Genomic DNA, 25,316 nt, shown 5'->3' with positions numbered 1-25,316 from the left:
AGTCCCCCTGCCGCCTCAAACCTGGCCGTTTTGCCTTGTCAGAAGCCGCCCGATCCCTGATAAAAACCGTGGATCGTTAAAAGCCGTGGACCTCGCGGGTGCTCCCCGAACCTGGCCTTTCGCTCCAAGTTAGCTTCTCGGGTCGTGTCTTTGAGTCGTGTCCTTTAACTGATGTTGCGTTAACCAAACCCTGCTATGATCAGAAATCTCCCCGGATCCATCCGTCAAGGGCTCACTTTTCTGCCTGCCTTGGCCATCAGCTCGTGGGCCTGGAATGCTAGCGCTGCCACCGTGTTTCAAGATGACTTTGAGGCTGACAGCTCGGCAGCTTGGCTGGTGTTCGATGGCGCTGAAACCGGACCTTCCGACTTCGAGGCTCGCTTCAACTTTGACTACAGCACCCAAGGGATACCCCCCGCCCCCCATTCTTCAGGAGGTTCGACCCGGGGCCTGCGCCTGACCGTGAACAAAGCGGATGACATCCAAGATCGCGCGGCGGTCACGGTGTTTCCCAAAGACAAAAGCTTCAGCGGGAATTTCGTCCTCCGTTTCGACATGTGGATAAACTATCCGGGTGGCGCCTTCGGTGCCGGGGGCACGGGATCGACCGAGTTCAGCCTGTTTGGCATCAACCATGTCGGCGACAAGGTGACCTGGCCATTCGGCACCGACACCGATGGCTTGGTGTTTGCCGCGACCGGTGAAGGTGGTGCAAACCGGGATTATCGAGCCTACGAGGGAGTGCCCGGCGCAGCCTTGACTGAATTGCAGGGCGCCGCCGGGGGATTCCTGGACCGGGATGGCGCCGGCGGGATCGAACAGGAGAATTTTACATTGCCCGCCGACCATCCCTTGGCGGTGATGTTTCCCAGCCCGGCCTACGAATCCCAAGGATCCATCGGTAAGCACTGGATCGAGGTGGAGGTGCGACAGGAGAACAACGAAGTCATCTGGGTGCTGAACGGTTACCAAATGGCCCGGCGCAGCAACACCTCCGCCTGGACTTCCGGCAACATCATGCTGGGCTACACCGACCTCTTCCCCTCGATCGCAGCCCCGGCGAACCTGGCGTTCGTGCTCTATGACAATGTGCGCGTGGAAACGCTGGACGGACCAGCCATCGCCGTCGTCACCGCGGAGAACGGCGACACCACCGCCACCGAACCGTCCGGAGACAATGCCAGTGTGATCCTCCGTCGCTCGGGAGGGGACCTGACACAGCCGCTGACCGTGAATCTCAGCACGCGAGGCACCGCCACGAAAGACTCCGACTACCAAGCCCTGCCGGAATCGGTCACCTTTCCAGCGAATGCCGATGTTCTGACGGTGGACGTCCAAGTCCTCGATGACGCCAAGGGCGAGAAGTTGGAGACCGTGCTAGTCGATGTGGCGGCCGGATCCGGATACGAGGTCGGCGCGCCCTTTCGCGGAAAGGTGGAGATCGCCGACGATGGGGACATCACTTCGGTTGGCGTGGTCGCACTCGACGCTCTCAGCTATGAGCGGCAGGATCTGGACACCATGACCTTCCAGGTTACTCGAAACGGGGATGAGAGCACCGACCTGACCGTCCAGTTCTCCCTGAGCGGCACTGCTCAGAACGGAGCCGACTACACCGCAGCCGACCTGACGGTGACCATTCCCGCCCTCAGCACCACCGCCATCGTCACTCTCACACCCGAGGATGATTCCGAGATCGAAGGCGGGGAATCCGTCACACTGACACTGGAGCAGGGCGAGGGCTATGTGGTCGCCGCCACCAACCCTTCCGCCAGCGCCTCCATCACCGATGACGACCTACCCTCAGGGACGGTTCTGTTCAACGAGGACTTCGACAATGACGTTTCGGGGCAATGGAAATTCTCCTTCAATGCCGCCAATGGCGTGGAGGACTATCAATTCGAAATCAGCCATGACTACAGCGCGGAAAGCATACCCGCCTCACCTCATGGCAGCGGCACCACTCGCGGATTGAAAGCGACGGTGAACAAGAACGACGCCACCGCCTCGGCCGCCGCGCTGAATCTTTATCCCATCGGCCTGGCACTGAACGGCGATTACTCGGTCCGATTCGACATGTTCGTGCACTACAACCCGGCGGTGGCCGGCACCACTGAACATGCCATCTTTGGCGTGAACCATAGCGGCACGGCGACGAATCGTCACGGCCTGGCGGGGAGCGACGGCGTCTGGTTCGCAGTCGAGACAGATGGGAGTGCGAGCGGCGGCGGCCGAAGCTATGTGAGCTACCTTGGCAATCCCACGGCTGCCCCCACCTTCCTGAACAGGACTGCCACCGAGTTCGCCTCTGTCTTCACTCGCCCGCCCTACGCTGCCGCTGGCGCGGCCTCCGGCCAGTGGGTCGACGTGGAGGTCCGACAGGTGGCAGACAGCATCACGCTCTTCATCAATGGCAACAACCTGTTCACCCGCACGGCGGCTCCTTACACCTCTGGAACTCTGATGCTCGGGCACATGGACTCGTTCGGCTCGGTGGGAAGTGTCGACAACTATACCCTGTTCGACAATCTGCGAGTCATCGGGCTAGGCCAGAATCGCCCTTCGCTCCAGGCAACACGCGACGGCACCGCGCTCGTCATCCAGTTCACCGGAACCCTGGAGTCGGCCACGCAACCTGCGGGACCTTACACCGCCGTGGAGGGCGCCGCCTCCCCCCTCCGCATCGAGCCGACAGCCCAGCCCGGCCAAAGCTACTACCGCAGCCGCAATCCTTAAGCGGCCGCGGTCAGCGCAGACTAACGCCGAGCCACCGTAGCCTTCAGGGGCACAAAATTGGTGGAGCCTTTCATTTTTCCTGCCTCCACCAACAGAGTGTAGCTCACCCCCGCCACGAGCGGCTCAGGCTGGGCGTCTTCAACGGCCGGCCGCATGCCGCGCGGAGCGATTCCGTAGACCATGGCCTTGGTGGGGCCTGAGTTTGTCTCAGATACCAGGTGCCAGAGCGGGGTCGGGAACTTCTGCGAGGCCAACTCCTCCGTCTTCACCACTTTCAACGAGGTCAGCTCATACTTGCGGCTAAAGGCAAACGAAACAGGAAAGACGGGCGGGGCATCCAGGTTCTTCGCCGGGTCCGCCCTCTGGGGGATCGGGCGATGTTGAACAATGATCTGAATACTTTGACGACCAAACCAGTCGGTAAAATAGCTGACGTAGAGCACAGCGAGTAACAGGACAGTGCTCAGCAAGACGGACGTTCGCTTCTGCATATTAGTTTCAGTTGACGGTGTCGGGTGCCGATTATTCGAGAGATCGAATCCGCAGAGGCCAACAGATGGGAGCAGCCGCCGGAAGGCAACCCATCACCAGCCCTGGGCGCTCGCGACCAAGGCGAGATCCCATATCGAATCAAAACGGAAAACAAACGTATGAAGCGAAGTTGCAAATCCACATTCTCAACGGCCAAGGGCTTCACCTTGATTGAGCTGTTGGTAGTTATCGCGATCATCGCGATCCTCGCCGGCATGATCCTTCCAGCGCTTTCCAAGGCAAAGGAATCGGGCAAACGCACCAGCTGCCTCAACAACCTGCGGCAATTGGGCATCGCCACCGCGATGTACACCGGAGATCACGAGGGTCGTTTTCCCACCCGCCAAGTGCCGAATGCCTGGCCCGAATCTTTGTACGAGGACTATCACGAGGTGAAGATTCTTCGCTGCCCGTCGGATGGACCCGGGGTCCCCGCCAGTCATACCGAGCTGGCCGCCAAGAACATGATCGCCGACTCCGCTCCGCGCAGCTACATCATGAATGGTTGGAATGATTACTATCTGGAAATGAACCGCGACAAGGGTTGGTCGTTCTCTCAGATTAACGGCACCAAGATGGACGAGTCGGGTGTCACCCGCCCGACCGAAACCGTTATCTATGGAGAAAAGGAGATCAGCTCCCGACATTTCTACATGGACTTCTTGGAGTCGAGCGCCGGTAACGACTTTGAGGAGTTGGACCATGCCAAACATTCGATCGCCCTCAAGGGCTCGGGCGGCTCCAACTATGCCTTCGTCGACGGCAGCGCCCGCTACCTGCCATTCGGCCAATCGGTCAACCCCGAGAACCTCTGGGCCATCACCGACAAATGGCGCAAGAGCCCGGTTCAAGTCTCCAGCAATTGAGCCTGCTTTCGCGCGGTTGGACTCACGTAGCTCCAACCGCGCTGCCGCTATTCTTCGCGTCTCATCCCGCCGCGCCCGGTGCGTCTCCCGGGTTCCCTGCGCCCACTGCTCCTCTGTCTGACTCCTAGCCCCTCCTCCCGGTTACAAAAATCGGTAGCCTCCCCCCTTGCCTTTTTGGCGGGGGACACTATCTAGTCCACACTAGTCCCGGCGCCCTCAAGGCGAGACGGGCGATAAACCTGGGATCGATACGACGATACGACGGATATGACACCGATGCTCGCATTTATGATGGGCTATGGCTTCAGCGCCTGGGACTTACTGCTCATTCCAGGGCTCCTGCTCGGGCTCTATGCCCGGGCGCGGCTTTCCTCATCGTACGGACGCTATTCGCAAGTCCCGGCCGAATCGGGACTAAGCGGAGCACAGGCCGCCCGCCAAATCCTGGATTCCGTCGGATTGCGCAGCATGCCAATTTACGAGACTCCAGGCCAACTCACGGATCACTATGATCCTATCAAGAAGGCCCTGTTCTTGAGCGGTGAGAATTTTCATGGCCGATCGCTGGCCGCCCTGGGCGTGGCCGCCCATGAAGCCGGACACGCCTTGCAGCACAAGGCGGCCTACGGCCCGCTCCACCTGCGCATGGCCTTGGTGCCCGTGGTTACCTTTGCCAGCAACGGCGCCATGTTCGCCTTCATGATCGGCATGTTCCTCGCCGGAGGACGGGTAGCCGGGGGCTGGGGCTCCACCCTCATGGGCATCGGCATCGCCCTCTTCACCGCCATGACCTTCTTCCAGCTGGTGACCCTGCCAGTGGAGTACGACGCCAGCAGCCGCGCCAAGAAGCAGCTGATCGGCCTGGGGCTGATCAGCCCGCACGAACTCCGCGGCGTCTCCAGCGTCCTGGGGGCGGCCGCGCTGACTTACGTCGCCGCTCTCGCATCGGCCGTGTTTGAACTCTTGCGTCTGATCATGATCTCGCGCAGCTTGAGCTCGCGAAATGACCGGTAACTGGATCAGCGCGGCCAGAGTTGGCAAAGGCATTGCCCTTCTGCTGTGGACGGTCTCCGCCCACCCCCTCAACGCTGCCGAGACGGGCTCTGGCGACCTGGTGGTCATCTCCCCCCACAACGAGTCGATCCGCCAGGAGTTCGGTCTGGCCTTTTCCGACTGGCACTTGAAGACCCACGGGTCCAGGGTGAAAATTGAGTGGCGTGATGTGGGTGGCAGCTCGGAGGCCCTGCGATTCATCCAGTCCGAATTTGGGAAAAAGCCGAACGGGATCGGGGTCGACTCCTTTTTCGGTGGAGGCCAGGAGCCATACGTCTTGCTGGCCCAAAAAGGCCTGCTCGAAATCGTTGACCTTCCGACGGAGTTACTGCAGCCAATCCCGGCCAAGCTGCACGGGCTTGATCTCTACGATCCGGGACATCGTTGGTATGGAGCCGCGATCTCGAGCTTCGGCATCCTGCAGAACTTGCGCGTCCAGTCCCAGCTTGGCCTGCCGCAAATCCATCGCTGGTCCGACCTGGCCGACCCGCGCCTCAAAGGTTGGGTGGGGGCCGGCGACCCGCGCAACAGCGGCACGATGATGGTCATGTTCGAGGGAATTCTCCAATTCAATGGCTGGGACCAGGGCTGGCGAGTTCTCACCCAAATGGCCGGCAATGCGCGTAAATTTGACCGGGTTTCGACCACGACGGCCAAAGATGTCACGATCGGGGAAACGGCTTATGGGCTGGCCATCGATTTCTACGGGTTCAGCCAAGTCGCCTACGCGGGAAAGACCAACCTCACCTTCATCATCCCCGAGGATTTCGCCACCCTGGCACCAGACCCGATCGCCATCCTGAAGGGCGCGCCAAACCTAAAGCTCGCGCAGCGCTGGCTCCATTTCGCACTCGGTGAACCCGGGCAGAAACTGTGGTTCTTTCCTCGGGGCCATCCTGAGGGAGCGCGCCTCAATTCCATCGAACGCCTCCCAATCCGGAGTGATCTCTACCAACGATACCCCCAGGGCAGTAACATCGGCAGTTCGCCCTTCGCGCGCTCCCAGACCTTCCAATACAACGGAAAGTTAGCACGCGACCGACGCGAGGTGCTTCCAGCCCTGCTTGGAGCCCTGCTTATCGATACCCATGCCGAGCTGCAGGCCGCCTGGCAGGCCGTGCTGGCGCGAGGGACGAAACCCCAGGAAGTGGAGGAACTCGGAAGACCTCCTTTGACCGAGCCGGAGCTGATGGCTCTCGCGCAAGGCAATTGGAAATCGAACTCCTATCGGCTGCCATTGAAAGTGACGTGGCAGCGCTGGGCTCAGGAGAAGTACCGCGGCCTGGCCGACCGCCGCTGACATTGAGCTTGGAAAGCCCAACTTGAGCCGCTACAGACGGGGGCAGCATAAACCCGGTGAACGTTACCATCACTCATCTCACCAAGCGCTTCGGAAGCACTGCCGTCCTGCACGGGATAGACCTGCGCATCGAATCCCAGGAGCTTTTCTTTCTGCTGGGGCCCTCCGGATGCGGGAAAACCACGCTCCTCCGCACGTTGGCGGGATTCTATCAGCCCGACGAGGGTGAACTTCGGTTCGGAGACCGGCTGATGAACGGGGTCCCGCCCCATGAGCGAAATAGCGGCATGGTCTTTCAAAACTATGCGCTCTGGCCCCACCTGACCGTGGCGAAGAATGTCGCCTACGGTTTGGAGGCTCGAGGCATCGGCAAGCGGGATTGCGACCAGCGTGTGACCGAAGCGCTTTCCATTGTGCAGATGTTGCCCTACGCCGACCGCTCGCCCAATCAGCTGTCCGGCGGCCAGCAACAGCGAGTGGCCCTGGCGCGGGCGCTCGTGATCAAACCGGACCTCCTGCTACTCGACGAACCCCTGTCCAATCTAGACGCGAAGTTGCGTCTGGAGATGCGCGAGGAGATCCGACGCATCCATCAGGAGACTCGGATCACAACGATCTACGTCACCCATGACCAAAAGGAAGCGCTGTCGCTGGCCGATCGCATGGCCGTGATGCGCGATGGCCGCCTCGAGCAGGTCGGCGACCCTCGAACGATCTATCGTTCTCCGGCCAATCGGTTCGTTGCCGACTTCATCGGCGAAACCAACTGGCTTCCGGGCACCGTTCAGCAATCCAACGGAACCCACTGCTCAGTAACGACCGAACTGGGGAGTTTCGAAGCTTCCAGCCAGCCGGCCTTCCAGCCAGGCGACTCCGTTCTGCTGGGCTTTCGCCCGGAAGCGGTGGAGATCGGCGAACGGTCCCAGAATTCGTTCCGTACGGAAATCCGCCAGCTCAGCTATTTGGGAGAGATCGAGCAATACGGTCTCGCGAGCGCCACAGGGAAAATCATCAAGGCGTTCGAGCAAAACCCGCAGGCGCTGCGGCAGATCGGATCGCCGCTGAGTGTGTATGTCCGCCCGGAGAATCTCCTCCTCCTTCCTCCCGAGTCTTAAATTGTCCCCATTCCCCCAAACCCCATGCTCCCAGGAATTCAGCAGTTTCAGCTCCAGGGTCGATCAGCAGTCATCACGGGCGGCTCCCGCGGCCTGGGCGAGGCCATGGCGGCCGGCCTGGCTTCGGCCGGCGCGGAGATCATGGTGGTCAGCCGGAAGGAAGATGAGGCGGTGCGAACCGCAAGCCGCATAGCCAAGGACCATGGCACCCGCGCGCTCGGCTTGCAGGCCGATATCACCTCGCAGCCTCAGGTTGAGCAGATGGTGGAAACCGCCCGACGCGAGTTTGGTAAGATCGATATCCTGATCAACTGTGCGGGTATCAACATCCGTGGCCCCATCGAAGACCTGAGCCTGGAACAGTTTCATCAGGTCATGGCCACCAATGTCACGGGCACCTGGCTGTGCTGCCGGGCGGTGGCGCCCCTCATGAAACAGCGGAACCACGGGCGAATCATCAATGTCGCCAGTGCCCTCGGGCTGGTGGGCCTCGCGGGCCGCACCCCCTATGCCTCCAGCAAAGGCGCGGTGGTCCAGATGACCCGCACGCTCAGCCTGGAACTCGCTCCGCAGGGCATTACTGTAAATGCCATCTGTCCAGGGCCGTTTCTCACGGAGATGAACGCGGCGATCGCCGAAACCAGCGAAGCCAAGCAATTCCTGGTCGGGGCCACCGCCCTCAAGCGCTGGGGGCGACTGGAGGAGATCCAGGGCGCTGCCATTTTCTTGGCCAGCGACGCCGGCAGCTACTGCACCGGCAGCATGCTCGCCGTCGACGGCGGCTGGACCGCTCAGTAATGCTGACTCCGACAACGGGTGACGCTATGTCTAAAGGGGAAAAAAGAGTTCTCATTCCTCTTCCCTCCGGGTCCCCCATCGCGTCCATTGCGCCCATCGCGGTTTAAAACTCGGGCCCCTTCCCGTCCCGGCCGAGCACATAAAAAAAACCCGGAGGCATCGCTGCCTCCGGGTCTGAAAAACGAACCGCGAGTGACGGAGTGTGAGTTAGGCGGCCGCCTGATCGCTCTTGCGACGCAGAGTCGCCTTCGCTTCGCCCTTCACCACGGCCTGATTGATCTTCACGCCCATGATGTCGTCGTTACTAGGAACCTCATACATGACTTCCAGCATGAGCTTTTCGATGAGGCTGCGCAGAGCGCGGGCGCCGGTGCCCTTCCGGTGAGCCTGGCAGGCCAGCTCCTTGAGCGCGTCGGGACTGAACTCCAGATCCACACCTTCCATCGCCAGCAGCTTCTGATATTGCTTCACCAGGGCGTTCTTAGGCTCGGTCAGAATGGACACCAACTGATCCTCGGTGAGCTGCTGCAGGGAGGTGTGCATTGGCAACCGGCCAATGAACTCCGGAATGAACCCGAAGGAGATGAGGTCCTCGGGTTCCACCGCAGCCATCATTTCCTCGCGGGTCATCTCGTGATTCTTCACCTCTTCGCCAGCGCGGAAGCCCATGCTGCGCTTGCCCAGCCGACGCTGCACGATCTGCTCCAGGCCGACGAAGGCGCCGCCGCAGATGAACAGGATGTTCTGGGTGTTGACCCGGATGTATTCCTGCTGGGGATGCTTGCGCCCGCCCTGAGGGGGAACATTGCAAATCGTTCCCTCCAGGATCTTGAGCAGCGCCTGCTGCACACCCTCGCCCGAGACATCGCGGGTGATTGACACGTTTTCGGTCTTGCGGGCGATCTTGTCGATCTCATCGATATAGACAATGCCCCGCTGAGCCCGCTTCACGTCGTATTCCGCATTCTGGAGCAGGCGGAGGATGATGTTTTCGACATCCTCGCCGACATAGCCAGCCTCGGTGAGAGTCGTGGCGTCGGCGATGGCGAAGGGCACATCGAGAATCTTGGCCAGACTCCGGGCCAGGAGCGTCTTGCCGCTGCCGGTGCTTCCGATCAGCAGAATGTTGCTCTTTTCGATCTCCACCTCGTTGTGGCGAGCGGGCGCCACCTCGTCCGGAGACCGGGCGGCCGGCTCCTGCAGAATCCGCTTGTAGTGGTTGTGAACAGCCACCGATAGCGTCTTCTTGGCGTGATCCTGCCCGATGCAGTGCTGGTCCAGCGTCCGCCGAATCTCGAGCGGCTTAGGGACCTGATGAGTCGGCGCGGCGGCCTTCTTCACCTCAGTCGCCATCTCGCGGTCGAGGACGTTCTTACACAGGACAACACAGTTGTCACAGATGTAAACGCCAGGCCCAGCGATGAGCTTCTTCACTTCGGCATGAGATTTGCCGCAAAAACTGCACAAGGTAATACTAGAGGGTCGCGCCATTGGATTTGTTTAGTTTAGGATGTGACCGAGGTTTTGTCCGGCAGACCAGGAACTTCTTTGCGGGAAACCACGACCTCATCCACCAGGCCGAAAGCTTTGGCTTCCTCGGCGCTCATGAAGTTGTCGCGGTCGCACGCCTTCTCCACGGTATCGTAGGTCTGGCCGGTGTGCTTGGAAATGATATTGTTCAAGCGCTGCTTGAGCTTGAGCATGTATTTGACCCGGATCTCCACATCGCTCGCCTGCCCCTCGGCGCCACCCAGCACCTGATGGATCATGACGTTTGAGTTCGGCAGGGAGAATCGCTTGCCCTTGGTGCCGGCACAGAGGAGAACAGCTCCCATGCTGGCCGCTTGCCCGATGCAATAAGTGTTCACGTCACACGTGAGGAATTGCATGGTGTCGTAGATGGCCAATCCCGCCGTCACGCTCCCACCCGGAGAGTTGATGTAGAGGTGGATGTCCTTCTTAGGATCCGTCATCTGGAGAAAAAGCAGCTGGGCGATAATGACATTCGCCACATTATCATCGACTTGGGTGCCAAGGAACACGATGCGATCGACCAGTAGCCGGGAATAGATGTCGTAGCCCCGCTCGCCGCGGCCGGTCTGTTCGATCACATTAGGGATCGGGAAGAAGTTTTGCATAGGTAAGTTGTTGAACGTGCGCGCAACGTAGCTCAAGCCCTCCAACACCGTCAAGGCCGCCAGGGGTGGGAGAGCATCGGCGAGGTTGCCTGGTACTTTCACATGTTCACCATCGTATTTCTACGTGTCTTCCTGAAGCCGATGATGTTGAATGACAGCATGAACCTCTCATTGGAGCATATCGGCCTCGCCAGCAAAGACCCGGTTCAGCTCTGTTCCTGGTATGAACACAGCCTGGGAGCCACCGTGGTCTACACTAACGGGCAAAATCCGCCGGCTTACCTGATTGCTCTGCCCGGGGGGGCTCTGATTGAGATCTACCCCGGGAGTCATAGTGTGCCCGAGACCGGCTACAATCGATTGGGGGGGTGGCGTCACCTCGCCCTGCGGGTGGAGTCGATCGAAGCCGCCCAGGCCCATCTGGCGGAGCGCGGCGTCGTGTTCTCCGAGCCTATCAAGCCCGCCGGAGGCGGTGGCCGCGTGCTTTTCTTCCCTGACGCCGATGGGAACCTGCTCCACTTGGTCGAACGACCAGCGAATTGGGTGCCTACCCCCTAAACTCGACGAGCGGGCGGCCCGATGTATGCTGTCCAAAAGCGGTACAGGACGTCAGGGGTTCCAGAAGGCGGCCGTGGACGGCCGCAAGGAGGATCCCCGCGACCTGGGCCGTAGGGTTCTGGGCAAGGGGACAACCTGGGGATAAGTTGTGAAAACTTATCCCTTGCAAATCTCCACCTAATTCCCTAAAGATGTGTGCAATCAACAAACCCAAGCACCATGAACCGACCTGTCATAACCAGTTGTCGTTCTTCTTCTGAAAAGAAGAGTTGTTTAGGTGCAGCTTATCGAGACGCTTTCACGTTGGTTGAGTTGCTCACCGTGATTGGTATTGTTGCCGTGCTCGCCTCGTTACTGCTTCCCGCGCTGACTCGCTCCCGAGAGCAGGCTCGTTCGACCGTCTGTCGCAACAACATGAAACAATTGACGTATGGGGTTTTCTCCTATGCGCATGAGAAGGAGGACGAGCTTCCCACGACCGGGCCATCCACAACCAAGCAGACCTACCAAAAGCGGCCGACGGACTGGGTCGTAGGCGGGCCAGGTGAACTACCCAGCAAGACAGCCTCGAAGTGGACCGACCCCAAATTTCCTTTCCACGCCGAGTCCGGTTCGATTTTCAACTATGTCACCGACTATCCTCGGGAAGAAATCTTCAACGAGGCAGATTCTCGGGTGTTCAAATCTTACCGGTGCCCTTCCTCGGATGACATTGGGGCGGCGCTGCGGGTCAATTACAGCTTGAACGGCTATCTCAACCCCGAGCGCAAGCTCAGCAAGAACAGCGGATTCACCCGCGGCCAACTGAAGTTGGGCTGGGTAACGGCTCCCAGCGAGAAAGTGCTTTTCGTTAACGAGAACCCGTTTGCCATGTCGGATGCCGCGTTCGAGCCGGTGAATAAGTACAACACCGCCGGGGAGATGTTCCTCATGCACAACCGCTCCGCGAATTTTTCCTTCTTCGATGGTAGCGTGGTGCCGGTTCAGGGAGAGGCGATGCTCGATGTGGTGAAGACGATGAACCGGTTAGATCGCCATTTCGATCCCCTCAAGTAAACCTAGGCCCCCCCAAGGTAGGCCGCCCGAACCTCCGGATTCGCCTTCAGCGTCTTGGAATCGTCCTGCAGCTTGACCTTCCCAGTCTCCAAAACATAGGCGTAACTGGAAACCTCCAAGGCGAGGTTCGCATTCTGCTCCACCAACAATATGGTGATGCCATGCTCACGGTTGATCTCAACGATCTTCTCGAAAATGGATTTGACCAGCAGCGGAGCGATTCCCAGGGAAGGCTCGTCGAGCATCAGGCAGCGCGGCTTACCCATCAGGGCCCGACCAATCGCCAGCATCTGCTGCTCGCCTCCCGACAGCGTCCCGGCGAGCTGTTTCAAGCGCTCCTTCAGGCGGGGAAATGTGTGAAACACAAACTCCAACTCCCGCTCAATCACACCCTTGTCGGTCTGGAGATAGGCGCCCATCTTCAAGTTCTCGAACACAGTCAGGTTGGCGAACACCATGCGGCCTTCCGGCACGTGACACAGCCCGCGGCGAACAATCTGATGAGCGGGAAGCTGAGTGATGATTTCACCTGCATACACCACCTTTCCCGAATGTGGACGCAGCAGGCCAGAGATGGTTCGCAACAGGGTAGTCTTGCCGGCACCATTGGCACCGATCAGCGAAACGATCTGCCCTTCCTGAACTTGGAGAGAAACGCCGCCAAGCGCTCCAATAGCTCCGTATGAGACGCGCAAGTCCTGAACCTCGAGCATCGAGACCTTCGTCCTGGGGACATGATCACTAGTCTCCTTCACCGGAATGTTCCTCTCCGAGATAGGCTTCAATGACCTTGCGATTACTTCGAATCTCTCGCGGGGTCCCTTCAGCAATTTTCATCCCGTGGTCCAGCACAACAATTCGCTTGGAGATCCCCATGACGACTGGCATGTCATGTTCCACCAACAAGACCGCAATCCGGTACTTTCCCTGGATAAACTGGATCAGCCTCATAAGCTCCTGCTTTTCGGTGGGATTCATACCCGCGGCGGGCTCATCCAACAGGAGAAGTTTGGGGTGGGTAGCCAACGCGCGAACGATCTCGAGTCGGCGCTGATCCCCATAAGGAAGATTTCTCGCGAGCGAATGTCGGCTTCTTGCTAGCCCGAAAATCTCCAGAAGCTCCATCGTCTCCTTCTCCACCGCCGCTTCCGACGCCGCAAAGCGCCCGCCGCGCAGAAGCGCTGCCAGCAACCCGTGTTCCTGGTGCATTCGCAGTGCCGCCCGCACATTGTCGAGCACCGAGAGGGATCCAAAGAGCCGAATGTTCTGGAAAGTGCGCGCGATGCCACGCGAGGTGATCTGATGCGGCTTCAGTCCAAGGTTCAACTCACCGCCAAACCGAAGGCTACCTTCAGTAGGACGATAGACGCCCGTGATCAGGTTGAATACGGTGGTTTTGCCCGCGCCGTTCGGGCCGATCAGCCCGATCAACTCTCCTTCACCGATGGAGATATCAAGCTCTGAAACCGCCGTCAGACCGCCGAAGCGGATCGTCACCTGATCGAGCTGGAGAAGAGGATTGCTCACACAGCCGAGGCGGGACGACGCCGCCAAGTCAAAATCCCCTGAGGCCGAAGCAACATCAGCCCAATCAACAACATTGAGTAGAGCAATGGTCGCGCCTCGCCAACCCAGCGAAGGGACCACCCTTCAGGCGTTCCCGGAAACGGCAATGAATATCCTGCCAGAACCCGTAGCCCTTCGGGCAGCAAAGTCAGCAAAGCAGCCGCCAAAATCACTCCAGCGGTGTTCCCCATCCCACCCACAATCACCATCACCACAATCTCCACGCTCCGAGTGAAATCGAAGCCTTTGGGATTTATGGTTAGATTGAAGTGTCCGTAAAGGCCGCCCGCGATGCCAGCGAAGAAGGCACCGACCACGAAGGCCACTATCTTGCATCGCGTGGTATCGATACCCATCGCCTCAGCCGCCACTTCATCGTCGTGTGTCGCCAAGAATCCCCTCCCATAAGTACTATTCACGATCGAAGTGACGGTATAAATGGTCACCGCGGCCGCAGCGAATACCCAAAACAAATTGGTCTGTGCAGGCACGCCATTCAATCCCAACGCTCCGCCAAGCGATTCGATGTTGCGGAAGATCACCGCAATGATCTGTCCGAAGCCCAAGGTCACGATGGCAAGATAATCGCCTTTGAGGCGAAGAGAAGGTGCCCCAACGACCAAACCCGCCAAAGCGGCAATGGCACCGCCCGCAAACAAAGCGAATAGGAACCAAAGGGTGGGCCCCAACCCGGCCGCGCTCGACCCAAAAAGCAGCGGGCCAGCAAACATGGTAAGTGCCGCCGCTACATAGGCTCCAACGGCCATAAAGCCCGCATGCCCCAGGGAAAACTGGCCCGCATGCCCGTTGATGAGATTGAGGCTGACCGCCAAAACAATGTTGATGCCAATGCGGGTCAGCACGTCCACGAAATACGCATCAATCCGATCCTGCGCAAACCCCAGCACCCCGCTCAAGACGAGCGCGATCAATAACAGGATCCGGGAGTAGGGCAGCATCTCAGACTTTTTCAGGTTGAAGTTTACCAATCAAACCCGCCGGCCGAAACAGCAGCACTAGGATTAGAAGGATGAACGCAATCGCTTCGGTCCAGGTCGACCACCTGCTACCCCGGACCAAAGTCTCGATCACTCCTATCATGAGTCCTCCCAGCGCAGCGCCTTGGATACTGCCGATGCCGCCAAACACCGCAGCAACAAAAGCCGTGAGCCCCGGAGTAATACCCATCAAAGGATCAATCTTAGGAAATTTGTAGGCCCAGAGTATCCCCGCCGCCGCCGCCAACGCCGAGCCCAAACCGAACGTAAAGCTGATGATGAGATCAATGTTGATACCCATCAATGTCGCCGCCTGAGGGTTGAATGCCACCGCCCGCATGGCTGTCCCGACCTTGGTCCGGTGCACCACAAACTCCAGAACACCAAGAAGCGCCAAGGTCACCGTCAGCACGACGATATCCTTGCTCGAGATCACCACGCCCAACAAATCAAAGGTACGTGAGGGAAATGTCTCCGGAAACGGACGAGGATTTACTCCAAAGATGAGCTGTCCGGCATTTTGCAGGAGGAGAGAAACTCCGATCGCCGTGATCAACACCGTGAGCTTGGATCGATTGCGAAGCGGACGGTAAGCCAACCTTTCGATGAGAATCCCGAGCCCCGCGCATATGAGCATTGCTCCCATCATCACCAACAGCCCGTTCAGCAGCGAGGCCTCCGCGACACCTCGGCCGAGATAGAAGCCGGCAAATGACCCAACCATAAAGACGTCGCTATGGGCAAAATTGATGAACCGTAATACACCATAGACGAGAGTGTAGCCCAGGGCAATCAGCGCGTACATCGCCCCGAGGGACAACCCATTGATCAGCTGTTGAAAGAATTCCGTCATCCGGTGGTTTGAAAATGGGATGCCCGCGCTCTACTCGCTCAGGGGTTAACCGTTTCTTTGTAAAGGAATTTCCCCCCCTTGAGCTGTATGATGACGGCTGGCTTGCGGGCATTCCGATCGGCATCCAAGCTCATCTTGCCGGTTACCCCTTGGAAGTCTCTAGTGGAAGCGAGAGCATCTCGCAGCTTCGAACCTTCAGTAGATCCCGCCCGTTTGACCGCATCGGCCAGAACCATCGCCGAGTCGTATCCCAGCGCGGCCATCGCATCGGGTTTGGCGTTGAAGCGCGCCTCATACTTCTTCACGAACTCCTTGGCCTGCGGTGAATCTTGGTCGGGCGCGAAATGAGTCGAGAAAAAGCAGCCATCCAGAGCCTCCGCTGCTCCTGGCCCCTGCACCAACTCCGGAGCCTCCCATCCATCGCCACCGAACAAGGGCACCTTGATGCCCAGCTCGCGGGCCTGAAGCGCGATCAAAGTCGCTGGGCCATAGTAGACGGGAAGAAAAATCGCATCTGGGTTTTGACTTTTGATGGCCGTCAGCTGCGCTTTGAAATCTTTGTCATCCTTGGTGAACTTTTGCTCCACCACGACGGTGCCACCCTTGGCGACAAACTGCTCCTTGAAATAAGTCGTAAGTCCGGCGCTGTAGGGCGCGCTCACATCAGTCAAGATTGCAACCCGCTTGGCCTGCAGACTCTCCAAAGCAAACTTGGCCAGCACGGTCCCGCCTTGAAAGCGATCCTCGAAGCAGACCCTGAAGATGTAGTCGCCCATCTGGGTCACCTTGGGATTTGTCGACGATGGTGATACTTGAGGGATCTTGAACTGCTGGCAGATGGGGGCGGCTTCCAAGGAACGACCCGAGGCGACCTCACCCAAAATTGCGATCACTTTGTCCCGCGAGATCAACTTCTTCACCGCAGTTGCCGATTCACCGTCCTTGGATTGGTTGTCCTCGGTCAGTAACTCGATTTTCCGCCCGAGCAGGCCGCCCGTGGCGTTGAGCTCGTCAATAGCGATCAGCGTGCCATTGTGGGACGATCGTCCAAACGAAGCCTCGCTACCCGAGAGGGAGGCGAACTCTCCAATCTTGATGACGGAATCCGCCGCACCGGAAGAGGTGGAGGCGGTGGGCTTGCATCCGGTGACGAAGCAAAGCACGCCAAGAAGAACCGCGGGAAGCATCAAAAATCGTTTCATAAAGTTCTCAGGACCCCGAAGTTGCCACGAAATACCACGTTGCACCGGCGTCAACCCGTAACATGGCGGTCAGGCTAGGGAAACGTTTCTGCGATTTCAACCCTCAAGCGAGAGTGGGTGGGGAAACGGAGACGAGAGAGTGCGATCAGTTCCGTTGGGGCTTGAATGGGAAACGCCAGTAAGGCAGGGCGAGAGTTGATCGGGAACCGGTCCGACGAGGTTTATAGTTCTGGAGACCTCTACCGTTTTAGTCCCCACCAGCGAAGCTGGGATCCCCCTCCGGGGGAGCCGGAAAGCGGCAGAGGTCTACCACACCCCACACTCGTCAATGCCGTCTAGCAGCAACCACCGTCGACGTGATGCGATGATGTTTCCGCGAACCTCACAACGGCCGTCACATCACGTCGGCGGTGGTTGCTGCTAGCGACCCTTCATATGCTTCATGGTCAACCGCTTGAGCTCACGATCCGACTCGCGCTCCTTGATGTCGTCGCGCTTGTCAAATTCAGCCTTGCCCTTCCCAACCCCCAACAGAACCTTCACCTTGCCGTTCTTCCAATAGAAAGAGAGGGGGAAGATCGCATGCCCCTTCTGACCGGAATACCCCTCGAGCTTAAGGATTTCGCTTTTGTGAAGCAGGAGTTTTCGAACCGCCTTGGGAACATGGTTGACCCGATTTCCAAAGAGATATTCCTCGATGTGGGCGTTGTACAAGTAGGCTTGCCCCTTCTCCACACGTACGAATGCGTCACTGATCTGCGCCTTGCCCGCTCGCAGGGTTTTGACCTCCGTTCCGTGCAGCACAATACCTGACTCGTATGTGTGTAAGATGTGGTAGTCGCGGCGAGCCTTCGGATTGGAGACAATATCAGCCACAGGGAGGTGTCGATGCTCATTGGACCGCGGAGCAGGTTTGAAAGGCCCTACGCGGTCCTGAATCCACCACAGGGTTTTAACCCTGCCGAGCCAGAATCGGGGTCCGGAAGATGCTCGCGACAGGGCGAGCGTCTCAGGTCACGGCCTTAGCGCACGGCGCTAGGATGCTGTGCCGCACCGGGAGCGCGTTTGCGCTTCTTGCTGGGCACGTTTTCCGATGCCTTGCTCAGCAACGGGGTCTCAAACGCCATCTTGTCCTCGATGAGTTCCACCAAGGCGATGTCGCCGGCCCCCATGTTCTGCGTGTCCATGATCAGAGGACGGCTCAGGCCGCCGCCCCCGGAATTGAGCTGGCGCACACGACGCGAGACCAAGTTGATGAGAACGTTGGGGTTTCCCACTTTTGCCAAGGCTTGCTTACAGTATTCGCTATTCACAATAAATTCCGGTTAACCGCTAACTCGAGCCACTCAGGTTAGTGAGCTGGGGAACCCCTGCAATCTTAAAGTGAAGGGAATTTGTAGGGTCAGTTGCGGTCCTGCTCGACGATTCCCCCCCGTCGTCCGTGCAACAAACGAGGTGACGAGCCTCGGAAAACTCAAGCCGAGGCAGGCTTCTGACGATGGCGATAGCAGGGAGCTAGTCTCTTTCCCCCTGGAACGGAGGACCCAAGCGGGTTAGGTTCCGGCCATCGGTGTTGTGACATGAAGAAGTTGTGCCTAGCGGTCGGGACGTTTATCGCTTTGATGATTAGCGAGTTACGATCATCAAGCGCCACCCCCAATCGATTCCAGTTTAGCGAACCACAGCGCAGAACCTATGTCGCGCCCCTGGGCATCGGGGCCAATTTGCCCACCAGTCAAACCGCCCAATGGATCTACGCCTGGCCAGAAGATCGCCCGGATCAACCTGTGGAGCTAGGTCGTCGAGTGGTCCTCGCTGTCCCTCCAGGCACCGCCATCGCACCCCTGCTTGGCACACGTCCGCTCCGACTCCCCCGGGAAATCCACCCCGGATGGTGGGTTCTCGAAGCCCCTGATGCTTGGATCGCAGCCATCCAAGCCGAGGAACTACACGCCCTCCCTCAGGTCATCGCCTGCTTTCCGGCGGCAAGAGCTCTTTTCAGCCTCCAAGACCTGTATGCTCCCGCCCCCAGCGATCCCTATTTCAGCCAGCAATGGCATCTGGAATACCGAAACTCCGCAGCGGCGCATCTGGGGGCGGATCTCAACATTCGCGCGGCCTGGCCCACTACCCGAGGGGAGAATGTTCTCGTGTCCGTGGTGGACAACGGAGTGGAACTGACCCACCCCGATCTCGCCGACCCCTTTTCCTTGGGCCCGCATTTTAATTTTGGCGATGGCACCCCGAACGCCGGGCCTTCGCTGAGCACCGCCTCGCATGGCACCGCAGTGGCAGGTTTGATCGGGGCACAGGGCAATAATCAGCGCGGCGTCTCAGGAGTAGCCCCAGGAGCCAAGTTCGCCAGCTGGGTGATCTTCAAAGGGTCGGTTCTCGATCCCGATACCGTCGAGATGAAGTCCATGTTCGAAGCGCAGTCCAATATCGTTCATGTGCAGAACCATAGTTGGGGGGCGGGAGGAACAGCGCTCTATCCTATCCCTCCATTGGAGGAGATTGGGATCAGCAATGCGGTGTTCAGTGGTCGGGACGGACGCGGGGTCCTCATCGTTCGCGCCTCCAGCAATGGACGCAAAAGCCTGGCCGATGCCAACGCGGACGGCTATGCCGTCGATCCCCGAGTCATCACCGTCTCCGCGGCTCGCAGCGACGGCCGGACCACGCGCTACAGCAACCCAGGCGCCTGTGTGTTGGTCGCCGCGCCGAGCGCCGAGGTGGCGGAAGGCTTCAGCAGCAACCTGGACTCCAGCTTCCCCTCGCTGGTGACTACCGATCTCACTGGTTTTTCAGGAGCCAATGCGTCGGTTGGACTCAACGACTCTGCGGACTATCGGTTCGGCACGTCAGGATTCTCCGGCACTTCGGGATCGACGCCGTTGGTCTCCGGAGTGGTGGCGCTGATGCTCTCCGCCAATCCGACCCTGAGCTATCGCGACGTGCAGCAGGCGCTATTGCTTTCCAGTCGCCACCTGGATCTGGCGGATCCGCTCTTGTTGACCAACGGGGCCGGACTCCGCGTCAGTTACAATCTGGGCTATGGCATTCCCGATGCCGGAGCGGCGGTGCAACGGGCTCTTCAGTGGACCTCTCGACCCACGCTCACAACGGTGACGCGAACCTTCGCCACCAATGTGGGTTCGACCAAGGCGATTACCGACGATGGGCTCCGGGTCGAGGTAACGGGCACGAACGTGCCGGCGGGTCTCGCTTCGATCCCCGTCACAGCCACCTTCGGCGCCCACGCGGACGTCCCCACGGCGCTGCTGCCCATCACCGCCGTTGAACTGGCCAACCAGCCCCTCGATTCCCTGACCGGACGCGCCGCCTTGGTGTCGCGCGGCGGAAACAGCTTCACGGAGAAAATTCAGAACTGTGCCGCTGCCGGTGCGCAATTGGTGCTCATTTACAATAACCAAGGCACGACCGAGCGATCGCAAATGCTGTCCACGGATTTTGCGACAGTCCCAGCCGTCATGATGGGCCGCTCCGCAGGAACCGATCTCGCTGCGATGATCGCCACCAACTCCAGTCTACGGGTTCGACTTCGACTCCTAGCGACGGTCTGCAGCGTCGAGATCACCAACACCCTGATCTCGGAGCATGTGAAGGTGCGGCTGCAGACAGACCATTCCCGCCGCGGCGATCTACGCGTCACCCTCGTATCACCATCCGGCACCCGCAGCATTCTTCAGCGGCTCAACAACGACTCCTCGGCAGGCCCAGCCGACTGGACCTACTCGAGCGTGGCCCATTTTTACGAATCCACTGCCGGAACCTGGAAGCTGGAAGTGAGCGATCAGGAACCCGGAAACGTGGGGAACGTGCTGCGTGCGGACCTCACCGTCTCGGGCGTCGCCATTCGGGATAGCGATCGCGATGGACTGGAGGACAGCTGGGAGGCCTCCCACTTTGGGAATCTCGCGTCAACCGGGAGCGGGGATCCGGATGCAGATGGGGTGCCCAATTCAGTGGAGCAGGTGATGCACACCAAACCTCTCGCGGTCGATGTTCCGTTCCGTTTGGATGTGTCGCCGTGGAGCAGCCAGATCTTGCGATTGAGCTGGCCGGGGTTGGCCGGCGCCACCTATCGAATCCTCGAGAGCGTCAATCCGGAAGGTCCCTACACCGAGATCGAGAGCATCCCGGGTGCATTCCCCGTTACGGAGTATTTCACTCTATTGGGCACCGACACCAGCCGCCTGCTCCGCGTCGAACGGGTAATACCTTAACCTCCCCAGGTGTGACTATGGAGTGCTGTAGCCCTCTACAGCTTTTCAGGACCCGACGGAGTCGGGAATCGTTCCTGGGGCGGATACGCCCTCACCGAGAAATGATCACACCCCACATCCCCAGGTATGGTTCGAAGTGGGTAAAATCCCGGGGGTTACGACTCCGTCCCGGGACAAAAGCGGCAGAGGGCTGCTCAACCTTCCCCCTAAACCCAGAGGCTGAGAATGAGGTGAACGCAGTCATGACCGCAAGGTAGGGAGAGACTCCGTCGAGCCCATGCATGCCCCACGTTTGAAAGGGTTGAAGGAGCCGCGGCGATAAGCGCAGTGGGACAATCTAGGGTTGGAGGCCCTCCTCGGGGGTAACCCTCCGTGTGCAACGGTGCCTGGAGCCCTCGTGGGCTCAACGGAGTGTCTCCCTACCTGGGTGACGTTTCCCTTACGAGACTCATCCCAATTCTAATTGCCCTGCCGCATCCCCCTCCCCCCCATTCCCTGAGATTGACAGTTCGGCGGGCCGTCGGAACTATGTAGGCAATGTCGGACAGCACCCTGATCTATCCACGAAGTCCCCGCGAGACCATGTCGGGTTGGATTTATCTCCCTCGCTTCGTGGACAAGATCCGCCTGCATTTGGCCGGGCGTCTACATCCGGACTATCAAGGCAACCTAGGCAAGAAGGGATTCGATCTGGCGTGGCTGAACGCGGCGGGCCTCGAAGCCGAGGCATTCATCGCTGTGGTTAAGGCAACCATCACGGACGGGGAGGTAGCCGACTGGGTCGCCAAGAACGTGAAACGCACCGACGCCGAGAAGTCCGCCTTCCGGGAACAGGCGTTGAATCACGGTCGCCAGAACGACGAGAGTTTGCGCGCCTTATTGAAGCTGCGGAAGGAGCAAGCGGGGTTGGGAGCGCGCGACGACATTCAGACTTTTTTCGAGTTCATCGATGCCGACGAGAAGCGCAGTTAGCCTAGAAGCGGGAATGAAGCGGCGGGAGGAGAATTTTGGTTGGGCCCATAGCTCAGCGGTTAGAGCAGGCGACTCATAATCGTTTGGTCGTTGGTTCAAATCCAACTGGGCCCACCATACTTACGCAAGCTCAAAATTTGCCTGGGGCAATTCTGGGCCACTTTTTCGACCCCAATCGGATTTCACGGGCTGGGTGTCCACTCCGAACAACCCGATACAACCGATTGCGCAGCGGTTGTTCCAATGGCCTCCTCCGTGCAATTCGAGGAACTGGAAGTTGTTGTAAGCCGACACGCGAAAATTGGCTCGTAGATCGACCAGGATGCTAAAGGAGGGGTAAGCGGTGGGCAAGAGCTTCGGGACCGCGACGGGGGATGGAGTTGGCTTCGTTCATCCCCAGTCTGTATCACCCCGTGGCGATCTCGCATAGGAGGCCGCCAAATCACCGCTTACGGTCATTCGATTACGGCGATTTTCTCAAGAATTTTCCAATCGCCTACTTTTCCCAGGCTACGCATATATTTATCAAAAGTAGTTCCGACTTGATCTGAGACGTGTTGCTCGCCAAGCCACACTGAGTCACACTCAAAACACATGGCAAAAGACTGCTCGGGAGACGATTTCAGACGAACCCGCCAAACGGCATCTTGCTTACAGACCTTCGTCGCCCGTCACGCCAACCCCAGTTGACTCTTTCTTTAGCCGCTTAAGGGATCAGCCGACCCACCCCCGGGGTCACTTTCCGTGAGCAGTCAGCGGCCTCATTCCGCACGCGTGAAAGCGCGGTCACAGCGTGAACATCAGGGGGCAGGTTCACATGGCACGAAACCCATGAGAGAACCGGCACAGGCAAGCATCTCACGACAGAGCACCTTACCCCTTCACCTCGACCGCAGTGACAACTTCAGCAGCCAAAGTGGAAGCCGCTGGCGGGACAGCCGGTTGGGATTCTACAACACGCAACCCGCCAAGTTCCCAGCGGCGTCGGTCCAAAAATAAATCAGCCCATTACCCGTTTCGACGTAGCCGCCTTGAAGTTGGCCACTGCACTTGGCGAACGTCTCGACTGTTTCTTTCAGACCAGTGATTTGCTCATTCCGCTCGGTCTTGCGTTTCAGCCGCCCGGTGTAGATGCGAAGCAACTCATCGCAAGGTTGCGCCTCTCCGACGACAATGCGTGCCGTGCTGGAAGCTTCGAGCCGCCTTGATGCTTCCTGGGCGACTGCGAACAGCACCGAGTCCTGAGCGCAGCGACCAAACAAAGTCAAAAGTTCGTCCTTATTCATGGGCTTAGGATAATTGGCGTTGCGCCGCTGACTGGGCCGCTGCGAAGGACTTCAAATTAACCGAGGACGTCCGGCGACCTTATCAACAATGACCTGGGCACGGTCTGGCGTAAGACAACGCCGCCCGGCCCATCTTGGAGATGCGAAGTCAACGGCCGTTCAGTAATCGGTGCTCCATGACGTGAAGATGCTCCGGTTGTTGCCGGCGTTGAGAAGTGCAGCGTCGGCGTGCCCGCCCCACGGCATCGCCCTGCCTTGTATCGCGTTTTGGAACTGAGGGTGTTGTCCGCTAACGCCGCGAAACACCGTTACCATTTCATCGCCAGCGCCGGCTGCTGTCTCTGCGGCGAATACTCGCTAACTAGTCTCTCGCCAAGCCCAGTTATCTACCACAACGCCGGGGCTGCGTTGGAACACTGGAAGCAACCTCTCGAGGTACCATGAAACATCCGTAACCCGCCCATCCAGGGTAACTCGGTTTGTTGTAGGACTGAAGACGATCTCACCGCTTTCAAAAACAAGGAACTCTCCTCCGGTTTCACCTCCCTTCCACCAGAGGCGAATTCCAAATACCTGCTTTGCAGCCATCTTAGCACTGAACAACATTTCAATCTCTCGACTGTTGTTTCCAAGTAGGGTCCATTCTGACGTATCTTGGTCGAGCGGGACACAATGCCACCCCTCGGCATGCGGTCCCCACTCGGAGGAGAGCAACGCTTGAACAATAGAGCGTAACCCGTTTTTACAGGACAGTTGAAGGCTCAAACCAGCGTCTACAGACATATTATTTCCAATTAATGCTCGAAGTATCTGACACCCTTCTCGTTGAGCCAATTTTTAACGTGTTTTGGGATGGGACTATTGGAATGCACTTCCAAGCTTGCGCCATGATCGGAAGCGACGCGCAATTTTGAGCCGATATCTGATTTGAATTTGTCGAAGCCAGGCCCGGGTTGAGTGTAATTCTCCCAGTAAGCGCCCGATTTCGCTTCAAGCCACCTTGAGTCCACCGCTCCATCAAACTCCCTTCCTCCAACCTTAAAGTTGCCACGAGTCGCACCTAGACGATTTTGAAGCCAGCGCTCAAAATCAGCCCCTCTTAGACTCTTTGTGGCAAGTGGCCTTTGTCAGCGTTTGAAGCCCCTCCCTTGTAGCTCCTTCGCTATGGCATCCGATTTCGTGACGATTTCCCACTGCGTCGTATCAACGCATTCTAATGTCAATGATGGGCTGTGGAGAGACCGATCGTGGTATGCGTCGTGTAGCCGTCCAGTAGTTGGAAGTCCGCTTTCAGAAAGTTCCGAAAATCTAGATCACTCACCACAAAACCGAGTGCTAGCTCACGAGTAAGGCGCTCAAACTCTGCCACGCAGAGACCAAAAGGCTGAGGGTGCCTAATTGTTACTTCCCGAAACACCCATAACGCTACCGGAAGGAACACCAGCCGCTGCACCAGCGCGGGGAGAGGTAGTAGAATCTGCCCTTGTTTATCGGTGACAATGAACGTGTTCATAAACGTTACCAAATGTATGGTTCTGCCGGACCCCGTTGAGGAGTTCCTCCAGTAGGATTGGGAATGTAAGGGTGTTGATGAGGATTTTGTATGCCCCCGGAGCGCCGTTGGCGTCGAATTCCCGAGCTTGCGTATAGTCACCATTCCTGCCCGCTTTTGTGCCCAGTTGAGTATGAGGTCCAGAAGCTCCGGCTTCAGGAATCGGATTACCTTGTGCGTCGCGCGGAAGTGGTCGATTTGGTCGATAAGTCCCGGGTGGATTCTTTGCGGCGAATCATTTCCTCAAGTCGAATTCTGAATCTTCCGGTCGTTCGGTTTTGTACCCCATGATTAGGCCGGTCTCCAGCAAGCGAACAGCTCCGCGGCCCGACAGCCCGAAGCTATGCTTTTCCAGAGTAGCTACAACCACTTCGTAAGCGACGCCATATTCGTGCGCCTCATCGACGTACTCCCGCAGTGCGCGAATGGCTTCGTCGTAGGTCAACTCCGTAGAATTGAAACTCCTTCCTACCTCCGGCTGTGCAGCGA

At 58.6% G+C, this 25,316-nt stretch carries 23 protein-coding genes and 1 tRNA gene; 11 read left to right on the top strand and 13 right to left on the bottom strand.

The features are described from left to right. Window positions 1–195: 195 nt before the first annotated feature. On the top strand, window positions 196–2,736 hold the full coding sequence (locus tag JNN07_16390) for a hypothetical protein (GenBank protein MBL9169320.1): 2,541 nt from the start codon (window positions 196–198) through the stop codon (window positions 2,734–2,736). 20 nt (window positions 2,737–2,756) lie between these two features. Here the strand turns inward: JNN07_16390 and JNN07_16385 are convergent, their stop codons facing one another. Beyond that, window positions 2,757–3,227: a hypothetical protein gene (locus tag JNN07_16385; GenBank protein ID MBL9169319.1), complete on the bottom strand. Its 471-nt coding sequence runs from the start codon at window positions 3,225–3,227 to the stop codon at window positions 2,757–2,759. A gap of 159 nt (window positions 3,228–3,386) precedes the next feature. On the opposite strand from JNN07_16385, the gene JNN07_16380 reads away from it, so the two are divergent. From JNN07_16380 to JNN07_16360, 5 genes are all read left to right on the top strand, one after another. Further along, window positions 3,387–4,133 carry a DUF1559 domain-containing protein gene (locus tag JNN07_16380; protein MBL9169318.1) on the top strand — a complete coding sequence of 249 codons (747 nt, stop codon included), beginning with the start codon at window positions 3,387–3,389 and terminating at the stop codon, window positions 4,131–4,133. A 291-nt stretch (window positions 4,134–4,424) separates the two neighbouring features. After that, complete coding sequence (locus tag JNN07_16375) at window positions 4,425–5,147, top strand: zinc metallopeptidase (GenBank protein MBL9169317.1); 723 nt, start codon at window positions 4,425–4,427, stop codon at window positions 5,145–5,147. After that, window positions 5,137–6,486: an ABC transporter substrate-binding protein gene (locus tag JNN07_16370; protein MBL9169316.1), complete on the top strand. Its 1,350-nt coding sequence runs from the start codon at window positions 5,137–5,139 to the stop codon at window positions 6,484–6,486. The genes JNN07_16375 and JNN07_16370 overlap by 11 nt, the downstream gene beginning before the upstream one ends. A gap of 56 nt (window positions 6,487–6,542) precedes the next feature. Next, a complete protein-coding gene (locus tag JNN07_16365) occupies window positions 6,543–7,601 on the top strand; it encodes an ABC transporter ATP-binding protein (protein ID MBL9169315.1) in 1,059 nt (352 codons plus the stop codon). A 24-nt stretch (window positions 7,602–7,625) separates the two neighbouring features. Further along, complete coding sequence (locus JNN07_16360; GenBank protein ID MBL9169314.1) at window positions 7,626–8,399, top strand: 3-oxoacyl-ACP reductase FabG; 774 nt, start codon at window positions 7,626–7,628, stop codon at window positions 8,397–8,399. Between the two features lie 207 nt (window positions 8,400–8,606). Here JNN07_16360 and clpX read toward each other — a convergent pair whose 3' ends face one another. Together clpX and JNN07_16350 are read right to left on the bottom strand one after the other, a co-directional pair. Beyond that, window positions 8,607–9,890: an ATP-dependent Clp protease ATP-binding subunit ClpX gene (clpX, locus tag JNN07_16355; protein ID MBL9169313.1), complete on the bottom strand. Its 1,284-nt coding sequence runs from the start codon at window positions 9,888–9,890 to the stop codon at window positions 8,607–8,609. Window positions 9,891–9,904: 14 nt separating this feature from the next. Further along, window positions 9,905–10,537, bottom strand: coding sequence for an ATP-dependent Clp protease proteolytic subunit (locus JNN07_16350; GenBank protein MBL9169312.1), 633 nt, complete (start codon window positions 10,535–10,537; stop codon window positions 9,905–9,907). Between the two features lie 159 nt (window positions 10,538–10,696). Between JNN07_16350 and JNN07_16345 the strand changes: the two genes are divergently transcribed. Next, window positions 10,697–11,095, top strand: a complete 399-nt coding sequence (locus JNN07_16345; protein ID MBL9169311.1) for a VOC family protein — start codon at window positions 10,697–10,699, stop codon at window positions 11,093–11,095. Between the two features lie 219 nt (window positions 11,096–11,314). After that, window positions 11,315–12,151: a type II secretion system protein gene (locus tag JNN07_16340; protein ID MBL9169310.1), complete on the top strand. Its 837-nt coding sequence runs from the start codon at window positions 11,315–11,317 to the stop codon at window positions 12,149–12,151. 2 nt (window positions 12,152–12,153) lie between these two features. Here the strand turns inward: JNN07_16340 and JNN07_16335 are convergent, their stop codons facing one another. From JNN07_16335 to JNN07_16305, 7 genes are all read right to left on the bottom strand, one after another. Then, window positions 12,154–12,864 (bottom strand): ABC transporter ATP-binding protein, encoded by a 711-nt coding sequence (locus JNN07_16335; GenBank protein MBL9169309.1) that lies wholly within the window; start codon window positions 12,862–12,864, stop codon window positions 12,154–12,156. 28 nt (window positions 12,865–12,892) lie between these two features. Further along, on the bottom strand, window positions 12,893–13,678 hold the full coding sequence (locus JNN07_16330; GenBank protein MBL9169308.1) for an ABC transporter ATP-binding protein: 786 nt from the start codon (window positions 13,676–13,678) through the stop codon (window positions 12,893–12,895). Next, on the bottom strand, window positions 13,675–14,676 hold the full coding sequence (locus JNN07_16325) for a branched-chain amino acid ABC transporter permease (protein ID MBL9169307.1): 1,002 nt from the start codon (window positions 14,674–14,676) through the stop codon (window positions 13,675–13,677). The genes JNN07_16330 and JNN07_16325 overlap by 4 nt, the downstream gene beginning before the upstream one ends. Window position 14,677: 1 nt before the next feature. Next, on the bottom strand, window positions 14,678–15,568 hold the full coding sequence (locus JNN07_16320) for a branched-chain amino acid ABC transporter permease (GenBank protein MBL9169306.1): 891 nt from the start codon (window positions 15,566–15,568) through the stop codon (window positions 14,678–14,680). 38 nt (window positions 15,569–15,606) lie between these two features. After that, window positions 15,607–16,770 (bottom strand): ABC transporter substrate-binding protein, encoded by a 1,164-nt coding sequence (locus tag JNN07_16315; GenBank protein ID MBL9169305.1) that lies wholly within the window; start codon window positions 16,768–16,770, stop codon window positions 15,607–15,609. 420 nt (window positions 16,771–17,190) lie between these two features. Then, the gene (gene smpB / locus JNN07_16310) at window positions 17,191–17,646 is read right to left on the bottom strand and encodes an SsrA-binding protein SmpB (GenBank protein MBL9169304.1); all 456 of its coding nucleotides are present in this window, start codon (window positions 17,644–17,646) and stop codon (window positions 17,191–17,193) included. Between the two features lie 146 nt (window positions 17,647–17,792). Then, window positions 17,793–18,083, bottom strand: a complete 291-nt coding sequence (locus JNN07_16305) for a DNA-directed RNA polymerase subunit omega (protein MBL9169303.1) — start codon at window positions 18,081–18,083, stop codon at window positions 17,793–17,795. 267 nt (window positions 18,084–18,350) lie between these two features. Between JNN07_16305 and JNN07_16300 the strand changes: the two genes are divergently transcribed. The 3 genes from JNN07_16300 (at window position 18,351) to JNN07_16290 (ending at window position 22,106) form a co-directional block, all read left to right on the top strand. Continuing rightward, a complete protein-coding gene (locus JNN07_16300) occupies window positions 18,351–21,017 on the top strand; it encodes a S8 family serine peptidase (GenBank protein ID MBL9169302.1) in 2,667 nt (888 codons plus the stop codon). Between the two features lie 537 nt (window positions 21,018–21,554). Then, entirely contained in the window at window positions 21,555–21,989 is a 435-nt protein-coding gene (locus JNN07_16295) for a DUF5069 domain-containing protein (GenBank protein MBL9169301.1), read from the top strand. A gap of 41 nt (window positions 21,990–22,030) precedes the next feature. Further along, window positions 22,031–22,106 (top strand) — tRNA-Ile (locus tag JNN07_16290). 833 nt (window positions 22,107–22,939) lie between these two features. On the opposite strand, the gene JNN07_16285 is transcribed toward JNN07_16290, so the two are convergent. The 3 genes from JNN07_16285 to JNN07_16275 form a co-directional block, all read right to left on the bottom strand. Continuing rightward, window positions 22,940–23,275: a hypothetical protein gene (locus JNN07_16285; protein ID MBL9169300.1), complete on the bottom strand. Its 336-nt coding sequence runs from the start codon at window positions 23,273–23,275 to the stop codon at window positions 22,940–22,942. Between the two features lie 1,219 nt (window positions 23,276–24,494). Then, window positions 24,495–24,788 (bottom strand): hypothetical protein, encoded by a 294-nt coding sequence (locus tag JNN07_16280; protein ID MBL9169299.1) that lies wholly within the window; start codon window positions 24,786–24,788, stop codon window positions 24,495–24,497. Window positions 24,789–25,062: 274 nt separating this feature from the next. Continuing rightward, window positions 25,063–25,272, bottom strand: coding sequence for a hypothetical protein (locus JNN07_16275; protein ID MBL9169298.1), 210 nt, complete (start codon window positions 25,270–25,272; stop codon window positions 25,063–25,065). Window positions 25,273–25,316: the final 44 nt, after the last annotated feature.

The organism is Verrucomicrobiales bacterium, assembly GCA_016793885.1.
GTDB lineage: Bacteria > Verrucomicrobiota > Verrucomicrobiia > Limisphaerales > UBA11320 > UBA11320.
The sequence above is the reverse complement of the archived record's forward strand: the minus strand, read 5'-3'. Positions and strand labels throughout refer to the sequence as shown.